The following is a 16,127-nucleotide window of genomic DNA, read 5'->3' on the forward strand; positions in this document are numbered from 1 at the left end:
ATGGGCAAACCCAAAAGAGATCCTAACTCCGTAGAATTAGCTAACAAGATTATTGAACAGTATCAACCAAAGTCTGTAGAAGATATGCAACATGCATTAAAGGACATATTCGGACCGATGTTTGAATCGATGTTAAAAGGTGAAATGAATCATCATTTGGGCTATGAATCCAATGATAAAGGAGAAAAGGAAACAAACAATAGACGGAACGGGTACGGAAAAAAGACAGTCAAAACGACTGCTGGCGAAGTGGATATTGCTGTACCTCGTGATCGTGACGGTTCATTTGAACCACACCTCATTCCCAAGCGTAAAAGAGATGTTTCTGCCATCGAGGATAAAGTCATCTCCATGTATGCAAGAGGAATGTCTCAGCGAGATATTTCATCCACGATTGAAGATATCTATGGATTCTCCGTGTCTCATGAAATGATATCCGATATTACGGATACAGTGCTTCCTGATTTAGAAGAGTGGCAAAGTCGTCCTTTAAGCAACTGTTATCCTTTTGTGTTCGTAGATTGTCTTTATACGACCGTACGTAACGACTACGAAACCAAGAAATACGCTGTTTATACCATGTTAGGCTATACCATGGAAGGAAAGAAAGACATTCTTGGTTTATGGTTAAATGAAACGGAAAGTAAGCATAAATGGATGCAAATCTTTGATGAAATAAAAGCTCGTGGTGTAGAAGATATTTTCTTTATTTCTATGGATGGAGTAAGTGGATTAGAAGATGGAGCTCGTGCCATTTTCCCACAAGTTGTCGTACAACGCTGTATGGTTCATCTCATTAGAAATTCGATTAAGTATGTTCCAAGTAAAGACTATAAAGCTTTTACTGCTGCATTAAAAAAGGTTTACGCAGCACCAAGCCTTAAAGCATGTCATAGTGCATTTGAAACCTTTCAACAACAATGGGCTACCTATCCTGGAGCAGTTGACGTTTGGAAACGAAACTTCTCCCATGTGGAACAATTATTTGATTATGGAAGTGCGATACGCAAAATTATGTACACTACGAATGCCGTAGAAAGTATACATTCCAGCTTTAGAAAAGTGACAAAAAAAGGAGCATTCCCAAACGAGAACGCCCTTCTAAAAGTATTATATTTACGAACCAAAGAACTTGAAAATAAATGGGAAGGCGGCCATATTCAACAATGGGCAATGGTCATGAATCAGCTGTTAATTCATGATCACCTTAATGAACGTGTGCTGAAGTATTTAGAATAACTTACACACTTTTCTTGACAAGCCCTTTTCTTCTGATAATGTTTTACCATCTAATAAAGCTCGCAGAGCCGTATCATAAGTAAATGAGGTATTTCGATTAATTCTTGATTAAAAAATGACTATAGGGTTAAAAATAATCTTTGTCCTGTAATCATCCCATCCTTTATTGTATGTTGATTTTTTTGTTTCTGCTTATCCAAGATTCAGCTCTACTAAATTTCTCTCGCATTACCTCAATATTCCTATGATATAATTCATCAGTATACCTAGTTTTAATTTGGGTAATTTTGTTAAAGTGATTATCGAAATCTCTTATAAAAGTTTTTGGGGAAACAGAAATGTCATGGATCATTTCTATTATTACTTTAATTGTTTCTAGACGTAATTTAGATTTAAAGTAATGGTTTGTTCGTATCTCTTTTTGAGCAGCTGGATTAATTGCAGTTACTAAGTATTAAAAGCAAATTCCCATTGACCATGAGCAATCTTATTTCTTATTTTAACGACAGTATTTAAATCATTTTCGATAAATTCATGTAAATCTTCGAACCAATACTGTTGGGTTCTCGATAGCTTAGATTTAACATTATCTGAAGAAATTCCGAACTTTGTATAATCAATTCCAAATGCTTTTGAAAAGGATAGGTTTAAAGTGTTCTTCCATTTTTCTTCTAAACTCAAACTATTATTAGTTAAGATAAGTCTGCGATCAGTTTCGTTAAATTGCTGTTCATAAACCAATTTATATAGACTGACTTCTATCCATGCACCGGTTAGAAATGAATGAATATTTGTATAAGTAGTAATAGCTATTGAACTATTGGTCTTTATAGAATATTTAATAGAATTTTCCAGTTCCTTAATAGAGTAGTTTATTTGTCTCAGATTGGAGCAATGTTTTTTATACATATATTCCTCCCATATTGATTCCTGGTCGCCAAAAGTTACAAATTAACTATACCTTATACCTTTTGGCGACTGGGAATCGAACCCAGAAGCAGAAAACCCCATCCAAGGGTTTTACCGACAAGCTTACCTAAAGAGTGCTTATACGGATGAACTTTAGGTGCCAGTGTTAACCATTACACTATTCGCCTCATAATTAAGATAACATAGAATAAAAATAAAATACATAAGAAAGTTTATTTGGTATTATATCTAATTAATCCTAATAAAACTTAATATTAAGCTATATTATCTTTGGTAGTTATAATATAAGATAGGTTTTCTAAATAATACTAGTAAATTGTTGTTTGGTATCTCTCCTAAGAGAGGACTACTTGCTACTCTGGCCCAAATGATACATTTTTTTAATAAACAGTATATATTAGGGGGTGAAAAAAGACTGATTTATTGATAGATTACAACATTTCACGCTTATTTAGTAGATAATTCTATCTATTAATATCTAGTTTTTGTTAAAATATCAGTATAATTAAAATAGTAGAGGTGAAATGTATGATAGTAGGGCTTCTTTGTAGGCATTATAAAATTTATCAGGGATTAAACTTTATACCAATCTGTAATGATTATGAAAATCCTTTTACATTATTTATAGGGAATAATGCTGTTGGGAAAAGTTCAGTATTGGAAGGTTTAAACACTTTTTTTAATAATGGCTATTGGAATAGAACCAAAAGTACTAAATCTGATGAAGCGTTTATTGCACCTGTTTTCCTAATTAAAAAAGAAGAAATTAGAGAAAATATTAGTGAGAATCATTACCAGATCTTATTAAAATTAAGTGAATATTTTTGGGATATAACAGATGAAGCGAATGCAAATTTAAAAAATAATGAGGAATTTGAAAAGTTTTTTCAATTCCGGGATGAATTGAAATATAGATACGGGAAAGAGAGCTATTTATTTTTTATTTTAGGTATAAACTATACAGAAAAATCAAAAATTTACTATAGTACATTTACAACACATCTAGAAAGTAGTTTAAGAGAAATTGGTATTGACTATCGAGACACTATGTTAATTAATTCTCTAAGAGAATACTATTCTTACATATATATACCAGTTGAATCTATAACCAGCGAAGTTATAAAAATTGAAAATAAAGAAATGCAAGATTTAATGAGTACAGACATATTAGATGAAATTGATAATATATTGAATGAAAAAACCTTTACAAAAAAAAATGGAACTACAAAAAAAGTTAGTTTAATGGAATATTTAAACTCTAACTTAGATGAATATATGAATACGATAAATCAAACTATAGGATTAATAGATGAAAGCTATGCTTATAAAGTAGAGCATGGTTTTAAAAAGAACCTTACACCTTTAGATGTGAGAAATCGAATACTAGAAGCATATTTTTCTATTAGAACTCTAAAAAAAGGTAAAAAAGAGATTTCTGAATTAAGTTCAGGGGAACAAAGAATAGCATTGATAGATATTGCAACTGCATTTTTACAGAATAAACCTAGCACTAGTAAAAGAAAAGTGATATTAGCAATAGATGAACCAGAGAATTCTTTGCATATTTCTAAAGCATTTGGACAGTTTAGTAGACTACATAATTTGGTAGGTAAAAATCAAGTATTGTTAACAACCCATTGGTATGGCTCTCTACCTATCACAAGTGTAGGGAACATTCAACATTTGGAACACAAGGTTGAGGGAGAGAATAATGTTTTTATAAATACATTTGATTTAAATAATTATTTTGAAAAGAGAGGCTCTCTTCCTGAAGATATACAAATGAAGAGTTATTTTGATCTTACAGCATCTATTTTAAGTTCTATTAGGTCAGATAAATGTCATTGGATTATTTGTGAGGGTAGCGATGACAAACTTTATTTAACTCACTATTTGGATGAAGTGGAGAACCTTCGATTTTTAAGTGTTGGTGGATGTGGAAATGTAATAAAAGTGTATCGATATTTATTCACTCCTTTTTTGGAAAAAGATGAAAAAAAGGCAATAGAGAGTAGAGTGCTATGTTTAATAGATACCGATGATATAATGCATGATTTAGAAATAAGCAGTGATATAAAAGGTAAATTAAAATTAGCTAGAATTCAAAGTGAGAAAAATGGAAATATAAAGTTGCAAGCAGTATCGAAAGCTGGATATTATAGCCCAACTGAGATGGAAGATTGTTTGAATCCATTAAAATATTATAACTCTGTTAAGGAAGTAATTAGTACTTCAGTTGATGACGAATTAAAAACTATTTTTAATAAGTTTAAATATAAAGAAGGTTCTACTTCATCAAGAGTAAAAGGTGAGGAATATTCTATTTTAGAACCAATTGAATTAGTTCATTATTATGATAAAAAGCGGATATTTGAATTTCTTGATAACCATTATAATAAATACTTAATTGCTAAAAATTATACTGCTAAAGAGCGAGGCGATTTGCCAGAATTATTCAATATAATAAAAAAATATATTGAGGAATAAGGTGCTTACCATCCAAGATAAAATTAAATCGTAGTAGTGGTTGGATAACTTGTTTTATAGTGACTTTAGTAAAAAGTAATTGGAATAGAAGTAAAAAGGGAGTGCTAGAGATGTAAATTAGTGTAATGGGAGTATAATATGTAATATAAGCTAAGTCTAAAGGTATGTCATAGTGCATGTTAAGTTTTCAACAACAATAGCCTACCTTATCCAGAAGCTACTTGACGTTTTGAAGCGATCCTTCTCCCATGCGGAGCAATTATTTGAAGGGAGTGTAATATTAACTGTGTAAGTAAGAAGGTGTTTACCCCCAATAGTTAGAGTTTTTGTTATGCAGCTGATAGGCTGGATTGAGTTCGGTATTCAACTGGACTCAGTTCAGCCAATTTTTCTTTTAATCGTTCATGGTTGTACCAGTAAATATATTCTTCAATCCGTCTTTTTAATTCTTCATATCTTACTAATTCTTCCCTATAATACATTTCTTGTTTCAAGATTCCAAAGAAATTCTCCATTGAAGCATTATCTGCGCAGGTTGCTTTACGTGACATACTCTGGAATATCTTATTTTCCTTTAATGTCCTCACCCATTGATGGTGTTGGTAATGCCATCCTTAATCGGAATGGATGGGGGTGCGATAGGTTGCACGATTCTTTATTATCTCTATCGTTTCTTTTAAAGGTTCCATGACAAGATCTAACGTTGGGCGTTTTTTGATTTCATAAGCAATAATTTCACCGTTATAAAGGTCAAGAATCGGATTTAAATATAACTTCTCTTCGCCTAGACATTTTAATTCAGTAATGTCTGTTACTAATTTTTGAAGAGGGATAGGTGTGCTAAAACGGCGGGATAATCGATTTATTGCTACTTTTCCAACGTTCCCTTTATAAGAATTGTATTTACGAGATTTCCTCATAAATTTCACACATTTTAAATCTAAATTCTCGCATTATGCGATACACCTTTTTATGGTTGATAGCATGTCCTAATCTATTTAATTCTTTTGTGATACGTTTATATCCATAACGTTCATGAAACTTCGTAAATAGGTCAGTAATGATTTGTTTTAGTTCTGTGTCCGAATCTTCTTTCCCAAAGTTTTTTATATGATAGTGATAGGTTGCTTCTGGGATGCCCACGACAAGGAGAACATCTTTTAATCGGAACCCTTCTTCTTTGAGTTCGAATGCCAACTTTGTTTGTGCTTTTCGTGGAAGGCACTCGGATTTTCCCGAAAAGCTCTCAACTTTTTTAGATACGAATTTTCTAGTCTAAGTAGTTCATTCTCACGTTCTAATTCTTCTTCACGTGTTAATTTTGTCTCTTCTTTATTCTTTGATTTGTTGGGTTTCTAGACATAGAAGGTCTCCCCTTTGGTTTCAGACCTCCTAGCCCTTGTTCCTTAAATTCCTTCATCCAGCGTCTAATTAAGGAAGGGTTGTTCAAATTAAATTGAACAGCAGTTTCTAAGAAAGAAGCCCCTGTCTTTAACATAAATTGTATCGTATCTAATTTAAATTGAACAGGATACATATCCCTAGTTTGCCTTCTTTTTAACCCATCCATCCCCTGAGACTTATACACTTTCACCCATTCAACGATTGATGTTTCACTACCCATATTATATTTTCTGGCCAATGATTTATATCCTAGGTTGCCATATAGATACTCGTTGACAAGTTTTATTTTAAATTCCTCACTATATTTTTCCATAAAAATACCCCCAAAAGTTAGTTTTCTACTCTAACTTTCGGGGGTCGGTACCGAAATGCGTACGGTTTCTTACTCACACAGTTTGGTAAAATAAAAACATAAAGCTAAAGGAGTGGTAGAGATCATAGTGCATTTGAATCCTTTCAACAACAATGGTCTACTTATCCTGGAGCGATTGACGTTTAGAAACGAAACTTCTCTCGTGTGGAACAACTATTTGATTATGGAAGTGCCATACGCAAAATCATGTACACCACAAATGTCGTAGAAAGTATACATTCCAGCTTTAGAAAAGTGACGAAGAAAGGAGCATTCTCAGACGAGAACGCTCTTCTAAAAGTCTTGTATTTACGAACGAAAGAACTTGAAGTAAATGGGAACGTACTTTTATTTGCTTTTTATCTCTTGGAACGCTTTCAACGCAACATCGAAGCAGTTACATTTCATTATGTATCAACTTCTTTTGCTTGATAAATCACTTTACATTCATCTGTTAATTGTTTATTTACTGATAAATTCCATGCCCTCATTCTTTTATGCCATCTTTTATGCTTTAAAAATGTTTCCCAATCCATTTCTAAGATAGTCTTTAAAGTAAAATCTTTGTTAAAAAGAACTATAATAACATACTCAAAATTCTGTTTTTCTTTTTCAATATTGTCAGGGTCGTTTAATCCATAAAACACCCCTGTAACATTTCCTGAAGTTGCTTTTATACTATACCTATCTCCTTTAATACTAATGGCATCAATGTTTTGTGTTCCAATAGGAGCTTCTTGTAATTTTGGTAATCCAGGGGTATCTTGATAGTACTTTATTGCTAGATACTCTCCCAGTTCACCAACTACATTATTGGTTCTTATCATATTTCTGCCTTTTAATTCATGTAGCCATTCTCCATAAACTCCTACCAATTCATAATCATCCATTTTTTTAAATACTTCTCTAATACTATTTTCCATAAATATCCCCCATTTATTTATTTCTTAATTCTCTTAAAAAGGTTTCATAAACTTTTTCGTATAAGACTTCAAGTGTTGTGTCCCATGCAATCCATAAGGCTTATTCATTCTTTTCAATCTTTCTATAATAGTTACCAGTAACTGTAGACACATTTCTTCAAGTTGTTTGTTATATCTCCTTGTGATTTCCTTCCCATTGTATCTCATAATAAATCAGTATTTATATTATGTATTGCCATTACAGCACTTCCTATTTGCTAACTTTATCATTATATCAAAATGAGGAAACCACCATCTATAATTAGGAGATATGAAAATAGTCTTGCACAGATGATGCCATATAACTGTTCTTAATAAGGCACAGATAAAAAATTCAAGGGAATGGAAATTTATCTAACATTACAATTATTCATAAGGATCTGAGATAAATGAGTTTTTTAAAATGGGTGCCACAATGCCACAAGTATCAGTATCTAGTGCGAAAGCGTTACTAGATAGCCTGATAAAAGGAAAACAATTATCTTGCGAAAGAAATTGAAGGGAAATTTATAAAAATTCCCTGATCTGCAAGAAATATAACAACAAGAACTTTCAAAAATCAATAAGAGGACATAGAAAATAACTGACTAGCTTGTTAATAAAGATTTAGAATCTGACAAGCTATTCTAAATAGGGAACTAATAGCGCTTCAGTATATAAACGGCTCATCCGTAGTAGTGGAAATTGAAGATAGTTACTACTTGAATGTTTGGAATTAAGTTTATTATTGAAGACTAACTTTCTATCAAAACTTAATAGATATTTATTGACTATTGGAGGGGCGTTCTATAAAATAACCCATATAAAAGTTAAAGTATTTATTTAACTTAGGATGGGGGTTATATCATAAATGTACACAATAAGCAAGGAAAAAGTCCGTGAACATATGAAAAGTTCAGGGATAAAAACACAAAAAGAATTAGCAGAAAAAATGAATATAACTAAAAATCAATTATCAATGGTACTTAGTCCCAAATACAGCCCTATTAAATCTAATGCAAATCTTCTTTGTGAAACATTAGGAGTTCCATTTGATGAAATAGTGCAAACTGAACAAATGGAATTAGACCTAGATGATAATACAACAAATGATAGATTTGTAGAAGTTAGGGATATTAAACCAGTAAAAACCTTTAACGGAATTGAGTTGTTTGCAGGTGCAGGAGGGCTAGCACTAGGGCTAGAAATGGCTGGTTTTGAAACGGTAGGTGCTGTTGAAATTGACAAGTATGCGTGTAAAACTTTGAGAAAGAACAGACCGAACTGGAAAGTTATCGAAGAAGATATTGTTGAAGTTGCTGAAAGAGGAATAAAAAACTATATTAATACTTCAATGGAAATAGATTTTGTTTCAGGTGGCTATCCTTGCCAGGCTTTTAGTTATGCAGGACAAAAGAAAGGCTTAAAAGACACCAGGGGAACATTGTTCCACCCTTTTGCAAAAATCATTGAAGAACTACAACCAAAAATGTTCCTTGCTGAGAATGTAAGAGGGCTAGTGAATCATGATGGTGGAAAGACATTAGAAACAATGCTTAATGCATTTGTTGAAATTGGATATAAGGTTGATTGGGAAGTATTAAAAGCACTTGACTATGATGTATCCCAAAAAAGAGAAAGAATTGTTATTGTGGGTATAAGGGAAGACTTAGCTGAAAAATATAATATATTCTATCAATTCCCTAAACCCTATGGATATGAACTTACTTTGGGGGATATTTTAAAAGACGTTCCTGAATCAGAAGGAGCAAAATATCCCGAGTCTAAAAGGAAGGTATTAGAAAAAGTCCCTGCGGGTGGATATTGGAGAGATTTGCCTGATGATATAGCAAAGGAATATATGGGTAAAAGTTATTATTCAGGTGGTGGAAGAACAGGAATGGCAAGAAGGTTGTCATGGGATGAACCTTCATTAACACTAACTTGTTCCCCTGCACAAAAACAAACAGAACGTTGCCACCCTGAAGAAACTAGACCATTTACCGTTAGAGAATATGCAAGAATCCAAAGTTTCCCTGATGATTGGAAATTTGAAGGGTCTATGAACAATGTATATAAACAGATAGGAAATGCGGTTCCAGTAAATATGGCAAAAGCTTTGGGACTTTCAGTCATCCATACTTTGAATCAAATAGAAAAAGGGGATGCATAATTGCACCCCTTGCCTACTAATCTTGATCAATTGCTTCCTGTTCCTTTAGTTCTCTTTCAATTTCCTTTGAAAGTTCCTCAATAACTTCTTCAATCATTTGAGAACCGTCAATTTCTTTAGCAACTTCACCAATGCCGTCGGTAAGTCTTTTATAAAAGTCTTCTTCACCAGTCAGCCTATGCCAAAATTCTGCCCCAACAATAACTGGATGATCTTCATTAATTCTTTTGTAATGCCCACTCATTTCTTCAGGAGAACCATAAAAAACACCCACAATTAAATCATTAAACCCTATGTTCATATTGTTTGTTCTAGCGAGGTTTTTGATGTCCTTAAAGTGGTTTTTAACCGTTTCTACATCATCTGCATTGATAGTATTTGTTCCTGCTTTTGCCTGACACCATTTTCTTCTGCCGTCAATCTTATCAATAAATTCGAGGTCAATTCCTGAAGTGGTGGAAGAAAAGCCTTCAAGAACATCACTACAAAACTTTTGAATCTTAGTTCCAAAAGTAGTATTGATTGATGTTCCTAGTACCCGGGCATAAACAAGTGCCCTTGCAATACTCTCAGGGTCGTCATTGCCAGTTAGGAAATTGGCTTTGTACTTGTCCAAAAATGGGTTCAAAGAAAATTCTTTAAGACGTTTTAACTTTTTTGTGTTCCTTGCATGGCTCTTTGCAATCTCTTCCCTGAAAAACACTTTTGCTTTTTCAATGATTATTTCATTTTCTCTAGTCAATATGTACCCCCCTTTTTATACTAGTCTATATGAAAATTCCTTAATTTTCTATACCTATTAACAAGTGAGGTTAAAATAGACTTCCTCTATATTATGGCGATTAGCCCGTGTTTTCCTATTTAAATAGAATAACATGACTAGAGAAGCTACAGACTTTTTGGAAAGAGTACCATAGTATAAATATAACTAAAGTTATTTCGAGCTATACTGAATTCTCATCCTACATCAACTGCTCCATTAACACCTTAACCATCCCAGCTCGATTATATTGTTTTTGAATCGTGTAATACGACGTCTCGATATTCACTGTTTGACCATTAATAAAGGTGATAGTGGACAGTTGTTCTCTATTTTCTATATGTTTAATAGCATGAAAAAATAACCAAATACAATCAAACGATGTAGAGGATTGTGTAGGAAAAGTATAGATATTTTTGGTAGATTGTATGGGGATGGGGATTTTCTGCCTGAATTCTAAATGATGTTGTACAGCTACTTTCCGTCCATGATAGCTAGATCCGTAGTGTAAACAATTTTCTTTGATAATTTCGATTGGTTTTTCTTCACTTGAGATGGTTTGATCATATTCAAGTATAGAAGATTGATACTTTGCATCATACAAGGGGAAAATGGCCATGGTATCTGGCGTAATTCGATAATTATTCCTCATCTACTTCACCAGTTCTTCTCTTATATGCTAAAAGTTCTCTTTCGTAATTTTCAAAAAGGGTATCTAGAGAGCAATTTAGTGCTTTGAATCGGTTACACTTAGTTGGACAAGTTAGTTAAGGTCAGTTAGACTTGGTTCAAATACAAACCGAGGAGCGTTTAAAATGACCAAAAGAGCGAGAAGAACTTTTTCAAAAGAATTCAAAGAGCAAATGGTAAAGTTGCATGCCTCCGGTAAACCCCGCGCGGAGATTATTAGAGAATATAAATTGACACCTTCTTCTTTTGATAAGTGGGTTCGCCAGTATCATGATAATGGATCGTTTCAGGAAAAAGACAATCGCACACCGGAACAAGAAGAGTTAATCAAACTTCGGAAAGAAAATCAAAAACTGGCCATGGAAAATGACATTTTAAAGCAAGCCGCGCTGATCATGGGACGAAAGTAGATGTGATCCGCAATAACCGTCACAAATACTCAGTATCAGCAATGTGCGGCGTCCTGCAAATTGCCAGAAGTACGTACTATTATGAAGCTAAGACTCGTGATGACCAAGAGGATGAATTAATCGATCTGATTGTGGACATTTTTAAGAAAAGTCGCCAAAATTATGGTCAACGAAAGATAAAAGTGGAGTTGAAGAAGCTTGGCTGGACCGTGTCCCGACGTCGGATCGGACGAATCATGAAAGAACAGGGACTTGTTTCTAAATATACCGTCGCTCAATTTAAGCCGTCCCAATCATCCTGTAACGAGTCAGAAGCAGGAAATATGCTTAATCGAGAGTTTGACCAGGACCAGGAACTAAAGGTAGTCGTAAGTGACTTAACCTATGTAAGAGTTGGGCAGAAATGGCATTATATTTGCGTGTTAGTAGATTTATATAATCGTGAAATTATTGGACACAGTGCAGGTCCTCACAAAAGTGCTGCCTTAGTTCAACGTGCCTTTGCATCCGTCCCATACAATCTACATCAGCTTGAATTGTTTCACACCGATAGAGGAAGTGAGTTTAAGAACCAGTTGATCGATCAGGCATTAGAAACGTTTGGCATCGAGCGCTCACTAAGCGAAAAAGGAACACCCTATGACAATGCCGTGGCAGAAGCTACTTTCAAAACCATCAAAACAGAGTTTGTCAAAGGGGCTTATTTTACTGACCAATACGAACTGGACCTTGAACTTTTTGATTATGTTCACTGGTTCAACCACATTCGAATTCACGGATCATTAAATTATTTAACACCGACTGAATACAAGTTAATCAACCTTTAAAAATTTGTTCGATTTAGTGTTGACATACCACTTTCGTTATTTTAGCTATCGTAAGAAATGAGGTTTGAGGGTATTTACCACGTTCAATTTTGCCATAGTGCCTTTCATCAATCCCAGCAAGTCTGCCAACATATTCTTGCGTCCATTTTGGATCCTCTGCTTTTAAATTCTCTCGGAATTGTCTGATGCAATACCCAAGTATTTTTCCCTCAATATTATCGTGATACACCACAGTTTTACCCCTCATTATCCCTTTTCATCTATTATCATGGAAATGATTTTGGGTTAACACGTGGAGTATCACGTATTGGGGAGGTAGGAGCTTAACTCTTACTTGTTCTGCAATAGCTCGTTTTTCACAGGCTATGCTTCGAATAAAACAAGAGTGATGGATTAAAATTATTACTTAAATAGATGGGGAATGCCTTCATTCTCAAAGTGCAGTTAGCTGATAACAAATAGGAGAAAACACGTCAACTCTGAGCCTTTAAACTTAGCAAAGAAAGACCGCGAATCTGTTATAAAGGAAGTGGATTAAATTTTGTCACCAACTAATTGTGACAAAAATATGACAAGTCGCATGACAAAGGTAATAGGTAATTTGCTATGATTAAAAATGTAAGCGCGATCAAAAATAAGGAGGGAAATTGATGAAGAAATTTTGGGGTCTAATATTTGTCATGGTCATTATGCCAACATTGATTTTAGCAGGATGTAATACGAGTTCTCCTAATAATGCAACAGGACCATCAGGTAGTCCAAGTACCGGAACGGAAGATTCAAATGGGGGAACTGATTCCGAATCGGAAACTGGGTCAGATGGTGATACACTTACTGTTGCAACAGTAAATAACCCAGATATGAAAATTATGCAGAGAATGACAGAGGAGTTTTTTGAAAAGGAGACTGGAATTAACGTAGAATTTGTTGTTTTACCTGAAAATGACCTTCGTAAAAAGGTAACAGAAGATGTGGCACTTGGAGCAGGACTATTTGATATTGTCACAATAAGTACTTACGATACACCAATTTGGGCGGAAAATGGATGGATTGAACCATTAACTCCGATGTTCGAGGAATTAGATGCTGATGAATTAGAAGCATATGACATGGAAGATGTGTTCCAAGTACTAAGAGATGCACTTTCGTATGAGGATACGCAATACGCCTTACCATTCTATGGGGAAAGTAGTATGCTCTACTACAATAAAACAATCTTTGAAGAGCTTGGACTAGAAATGCCATTAGAGCCTACATGGGAAGAAATTGGAGAACTAGCTAGAACGATCAAGGAGGAAACTGGAAAGCCTGGTATAACGTTAAGAGGTTTACCTGGTTGGGGTGAAGTAATGGCACCTTTAACAACGGTTATCAATGCGTTCGGAGGTTCTTGGTATGACATGGATTGGAATGCACAATTAAACAGTGAAAAAACGGTAGAGGCAGTTCAATTCTATGCTGACTTAATTCAAGATGCAGGACAGCCTGGAGCAATTAATACAGGGTTTACAGAAGCGCTAACATTAATGTCTACAGGAGAAACTGCTATGTGGTACGATGCGACTGTTGCAGCAGGTTTCTTAAACAACCCTGATGACTCTCAGGTTGTAGGTGAAATCGGATATGCATTTGCACCTAAAATGGAAAAAGAACATACAGGATGGCTTTATGCATGGTCACTTGCAATAGAATCTGCAAGTAAAAACAAGGATGCTGCTTTTGAATTTATCAAGTGGGCAACAAGTAAAGAATATATTGAGTTAGTTGGTGAAAAGGAAGGCTGGGTTGTTGCTCCATCAGGAACACGGACATCAACTTATGAAAATCCAAACTATCAAGAAGCGGCACCATTTGCTGAAATGGTATTAGACGCAATTGAAAGAGTAGATTACGAACAGCCAACAGTGGATCCGGTTCCGTATGAAGGGGTGCAATATGTGGTTATTCCTGAATTCCAAGAGCTAGGGACAGAAGTAAGCCAGCATATCGCATCTGCCATTGCGGGGGATGTCACAGTAGAAGAAGCAATGAATAAAGCCCAGAAGCTAGCAGAAGCTGTGGCTGAGGAAGGCGGTTATAAAGAGTAGGGCAGTATAGTAGAAGGGGATTGCAGGATCCTCTTCTTACTATTCTAAATGTAAGCTGAGGAGAGTGAATCATGAATCAAAATGAGGCTGTTCAACAAAAATTAAAACCAAGAAGGGTATCTAAGCAGAAAAGAAAAGCCCTAAATAACCCTCCAGTGAAAAGGTTATTACTACCAACGGTCATCTATCTTATCATTGCAACCCAAATTCCGTTTATTGTTACCATTTATTATAGCTTTCAAGAATGGAATCTAATGAGGCCGGATAAAGGCGTATCCTTTACTTGGTTTGCAAATTTCATGAAAGCTTTACGTACACCTTCTTTTTATGAAGTGGCAATGAACACGTTAATTTTAACGATATCGGTACTAACGATTTGTTTTGTATGCGGCTTATTACTAGCGCTATTAATGAATCGAAACTTCATAGGCAAAGGAATTGTTAGAACCATGTTTATATCCCCGTTTTTCATTATGCCTACCGTTTCAGGTATTATTTGGAAAACAATGATCTACAACCCAAGTTTTGGATTCTCCTCTTATTTCGCTGAGTTATTTGGAGTAGAGCCATTTGATTGGTTTACGCAAAATCCACTGCTGGCAGTTATTTTTATTATTTCATGGATGTGGATTCCGTTTTTTATGCTGATACTGCTTGCAGGTTTGCAGTCATTACCGATCGAATTAATCGAAGCGGCACAATTAGATGGAGCAAATCGGTTGCAACAATTTTTTAATGTAACGATCCCACATCTTGTACGATATATCGAAGTAGTAGTTTTACTTGGATTAATGTTTATCCTACAAGTATTTGGTGAAATTTATGTAACCACTTCTGGTGGTCCAGGATTTGCGTCTACCAACCTATCCTTCTTAGTGTACCGTACAGGGTTCCAAAGTTGGGATGTGGGAGGAGCTTCAGCAATTGGGGTAATTACAGTTATTTTAACCATCATTATGATGATGTTAATGTTTAAAGTATTACGACGGATGTTTAAGGAGGAACAAGCATGAAAAAACTTACATCAGGTGGATTGACTTTTCTTACCTATCTCCTCGCGTTCTTGTTCTTCTTCCCTATTTTATGGGTGCTCATCACAGGGTTTAAAAGTGAAGGAGAAGCCGTCATTATACCACCAACGATTGCTTTTAAACCAACATTAGAAAACTATCAGATGATTTTGGATTTAGGTGTAGTTGGTTATTTCTTAAACTCGGTCACTGCTACTTTAGTATCCACATTGATTGCCTTATTAATTGGTGTACCAGCAGCATATGCCCTGACCATGTATCGTGTAAAAAAGAGAGACGATATTTTGTTCTGGATTATCTCTACTCGTTTTTTGCCTATAGCGGGTGTAATTATCCCACTATATCTCATTTTTAAAAATATGAATTTATTAGATTCCTTGACAGGTTTAATTATTCTATATGCTGGGATGAATATTCCTTTAATTATCTGGATGATGCGTTCTTTCTTTAATGATGTATCCTATGAAATTATCGAAGCAGCTCAAATTGATGGTGCTACAGGAATTCAAAGTTTCTTTCAGATTGTTTTACCATTAGTAAGACCAGGGCTTGTTTCTACTGCGCTATTATCCATGGTATTTGCGTGGAATGAGTTTTTCTTCGCAGTTACCTTGAGCTACCATAAAGCAGCTACATTGCCTGTATATATGGCATCTTTCATGACACAAGAAGGATTATTCTGGGCAAGTATGTCAGCAGCAGCTACTATTGCCATTCTACCTGTTTTAATTTTAGGTTGGTTGACACAGAAACAACTTGTTAGAGGGTTAACGATGGGTGCTGTGAAAGGATAAAA

General features: G+C 34.7%; 16 protein-coding genes and 1 pseudogene. 8 read left to right on the plus strand and 9 right to left on the minus strand.

From position 1 onward, the window contains the following. Window positions 1-1,239, plus strand: a complete 1,239-nt coding sequence (locus ACZ5N5_RS05955) for an IS256 family transposase (protein WP_464372494.1) — start codon at window positions 1-3, stop codon at window positions 1,237-1,239. Window positions 1,240-1,686: 447 nt separating this feature from the next. Here ACZ5N5_RS05955 and ACZ5N5_RS05960 read toward each other — a convergent pair whose 3' ends face one another. Next, entirely contained in the window at window positions 1,687-2,148 is a 462-nt protein-coding gene (locus ACZ5N5_RS05960; RefSeq protein WP_464373437.1) for a hypothetical protein, read from the minus strand. Window positions 2,149-2,697: 549 nt separating this feature from the next. On the opposite strand from ACZ5N5_RS05960, the gene ACZ5N5_RS05965 reads away from it, so the two are divergent. Further along, window positions 2,698-4,656 carry an AAA family ATPase gene (locus ACZ5N5_RS05965; protein ID WP_464373438.1) on the plus strand — a complete coding sequence of 653 codons (1,959 nt, stop codon included), beginning with the start codon at window positions 2,698-2,700 and terminating at the stop codon, window positions 4,654-4,656. A 329-nt stretch (window positions 4,657-4,985) separates the two neighbouring features. Here ACZ5N5_RS05965 and ACZ5N5_RS05970 read toward each other — a convergent pair whose 3' ends face one another. The 4 genes from ACZ5N5_RS05970 to ACZ5N5_RS05985 form a co-directional block, all read right to left on the minus strand. Beyond that, window positions 4,986-5,207, minus strand: a complete 222-nt coding sequence (locus ACZ5N5_RS05970) for an IS3 family transposase (protein WP_054789281.1) — start codon at window positions 5,205-5,207, stop codon at window positions 4,986-4,988. 63 nt (window positions 5,208-5,270) lie between these two features. Then, entirely contained in the window at window positions 5,271-5,576 is a 306-nt protein-coding gene (locus ACZ5N5_RS05975; RefSeq protein WP_464373439.1) for a DDE-type integrase/transposase/recombinase, read from the minus strand. Further along, window positions 5,560-5,853 (minus strand): IS3 family transposase, encoded by a 294-nt coding sequence (locus ACZ5N5_RS05980; protein ID WP_464373440.1) that lies wholly within the window; start codon window positions 5,851-5,853, stop codon window positions 5,560-5,562. The genes ACZ5N5_RS05975 and ACZ5N5_RS05980 overlap by 17 nt, the downstream gene beginning before the upstream one ends. Window positions 5,854-5,971: 118 nt before the next feature. Then, on the minus strand, window positions 5,972-6,373 hold the full coding sequence (locus ACZ5N5_RS05985; protein WP_464373441.1) for a transposase: 402 nt from the start codon (window positions 6,371-6,373) through the stop codon (window positions 5,972-5,974). A 123-nt stretch (window positions 6,374-6,496) separates the two neighbouring features. On the opposite strand from ACZ5N5_RS05985, the pseudogene ACZ5N5_RS05990 reads away from it, so the two are divergent. Next, window positions 6,497-6,742, plus strand: a pseudogene (locus ACZ5N5_RS05990) (transposase); the annotation flags it as partial. A 77-nt stretch (window positions 6,743-6,819) separates the two neighbouring features. On the opposite strand, the gene ACZ5N5_RS05995 reads toward ACZ5N5_RS05990, so the two are convergent. Then, on the minus strand, window positions 6,820-7,335 hold the full coding sequence (locus ACZ5N5_RS05995; RefSeq protein WP_464373442.1) for a hypothetical protein: 516 nt from the start codon (window positions 7,333-7,335) through the stop codon (window positions 6,820-6,822). A gap of 889 nt (window positions 7,336-8,224) precedes the next feature. Between ACZ5N5_RS05995 and dcm the strand changes: the two genes are divergently transcribed. After that, the gene (gene dcm / locus ACZ5N5_RS06000) at window positions 8,225-9,526 is read left to right on the plus strand and encodes a DNA (cytosine-5-)-methyltransferase (RefSeq protein ID WP_464373443.1); all 1,302 of its coding nucleotides are present in this window, start codon (window positions 8,225-8,227) and stop codon (window positions 9,524-9,526) included. 16 nt (window positions 9,527-9,542) lie between these two features. On the opposite strand, the gene ACZ5N5_RS06005 is transcribed toward dcm, so the two are convergent. Both ACZ5N5_RS06005 and ACZ5N5_RS06010 read right to left on the minus strand, forming a co-directional pair. Then, window positions 9,543-10,268: a PmeII family type II restriction endonuclease gene (locus tag ACZ5N5_RS06005; RefSeq protein ID WP_464373444.1), complete on the minus strand. Its 726-nt coding sequence runs from the start codon at window positions 10,266-10,268 to the stop codon at window positions 9,543-9,545. Window positions 10,269-10,488: 220 nt separating this feature from the next. Next, complete coding sequence (locus ACZ5N5_RS06010) at window positions 10,489-10,938, minus strand: competence protein ComK (RefSeq protein WP_464373445.1); 450 nt, start codon at window positions 10,936-10,938, stop codon at window positions 10,489-10,491. Between the two features lie 163 nt (window positions 10,939-11,101). On the opposite strand from ACZ5N5_RS06010, the gene ACZ5N5_RS06015 reads away from it, so the two are divergent. Further along, window positions 11,102-12,213 (plus strand): IS3 family transposase gene (locus ACZ5N5_RS06015; RefSeq protein WP_464373041.1). Its coding sequence is split into 2 segments (ribosomal slippage): window positions 11,102-11,351 and window positions 11,351-12,213, totalling 1,113 coding nucleotides; the frame shifts between segments, so codons are not numbered across the junction. 13 nt (window positions 12,214-12,226) lie between these two features. On the opposite strand, the gene ACZ5N5_RS06020 is transcribed toward ACZ5N5_RS06015, so the two are convergent. Next, window positions 12,227-12,442: a helix-turn-helix transcriptional regulator gene (locus ACZ5N5_RS06020; RefSeq protein ID WP_464373446.1), complete on the minus strand. Its 216-nt coding sequence runs from the start codon at window positions 12,440-12,442 to the stop codon at window positions 12,227-12,229. 421 nt (window positions 12,443-12,863) lie between these two features. Here ACZ5N5_RS06020 and ACZ5N5_RS06025 point away from each other — a divergent pair, with 421 nt between their 5' ends. The 3 genes from ACZ5N5_RS06025 (at window position 12,864) to ACZ5N5_RS06035 (ending at window position 16,125) form a co-directional block, all read left to right on the plus strand. Beyond that, window positions 12,864-14,300 carry an ABC transporter substrate-binding protein gene (locus tag ACZ5N5_RS06025; protein WP_464373447.1) on the plus strand — a complete coding sequence of 479 codons (1,437 nt, stop codon included), beginning with the start codon at window positions 12,864-12,866 and terminating at the stop codon, window positions 14,298-14,300. A gap of 71 nt (window positions 14,301-14,371) precedes the next feature. After that, window positions 14,372-15,313: a carbohydrate ABC transporter permease gene (locus ACZ5N5_RS06030; RefSeq protein WP_464373448.1), complete on the plus strand. Its 942-nt coding sequence runs from the start codon at window positions 14,372-14,374 to the stop codon at window positions 15,311-15,313. Further along, window positions 15,310-16,125, plus strand: coding sequence for a carbohydrate ABC transporter permease (locus ACZ5N5_RS06035; RefSeq protein WP_277680192.1), 816 nt, complete (start codon window positions 15,310-15,312; stop codon window positions 16,123-16,125). The genes ACZ5N5_RS06030 and ACZ5N5_RS06035 overlap by 4 nt, the downstream gene beginning before the upstream one ends. Window positions 16,126-16,127: the final 2 nt, after the last annotated feature.

It is taken from the genome of Gracilibacillus sp. JCM 18966 (assembly GCF_055392695.1).

What these genes read in the sequence shown, in the direction of transcription:
- ACZ5N5_RS05965 (WP_464373438.1), top strand. Translation starts at nt 2,698, where the DNA reads ATGATAGTAGGGCTTCTTTGTAGGCATTATAAAATTTATCAGGGATTA.
- ACZ5N5_RS05995 (WP_464373442.1), bottom strand. Translation starts at nt 7,335, where the DNA reads ATGGAAAATAGTATTAGAGAAGTATTTAAAAAAATGGATGATTATGAA.
- ACZ5N5_RS05960 (WP_464373437.1), bottom strand. Translation starts at nt 2,148, where the DNA reads ATGTATAAAAAACATTGCTCCAATCTGAGACAAATAAACTACTCTATT.
- ACZ5N5_RS05970 (WP_054789281.1), bottom strand. Translation starts at nt 5,207, where the DNA reads ATGTCACGTAAAGCAACCTGCGCAGATAATGCTTCAATGGAGAATTTC.
- dcm (WP_464373443.1), top strand. Translation starts at nt 8,225, where the DNA reads ATGTACACAATAAGCAAGGAAAAAGTCCGTGAACATATGAAAAGTTCA.
- ACZ5N5_RS06030 (WP_464373448.1), top strand. Translation starts at nt 14,372, where the DNA reads ATGAATCAAAATGAGGCTGTTCAACAAAAATTAAAACCAAGAAGGGTA.
- ACZ5N5_RS05975 (WP_464373439.1), bottom strand. Translation starts at nt 5,576, where the DNA reads ATGAGGAAATCTCGTAAATACAATTCTTATAAAGGGAACGTTGGAAAA.
- ACZ5N5_RS06035 (WP_277680192.1), top strand. Translation starts at nt 15,310, where the DNA reads ATGAAAAAACTTACATCAGGTGGATTGACTTTTCTTACCTATCTCCTC.
- ACZ5N5_RS05955 (WP_464372494.1), top strand. Translation starts at nt 1, where the DNA reads ATGGGCAAACCCAAAAGAGATCCTAACTCCGTAGAATTAGCTAACAAG.
- ACZ5N5_RS06025 (WP_464373447.1), top strand. Translation starts at nt 12,864, where the DNA reads ATGAAGAAATTTTGGGGTCTAATATTTGTCATGGTCATTATGCCAACA.
- ACZ5N5_RS06010 (WP_464373445.1), bottom strand. Translation starts at nt 10,938, where the DNA reads ATGAGGAATAATTATCGAATTACGCCAGATACCATGGCCATTTTCCCC.
- ACZ5N5_RS05985 (WP_464373441.1), bottom strand. Translation starts at nt 6,373, where the DNA reads ATGGAAAAATATAGTGAGGAATTTAAAATAAAACTTGTCAACGAGTAT.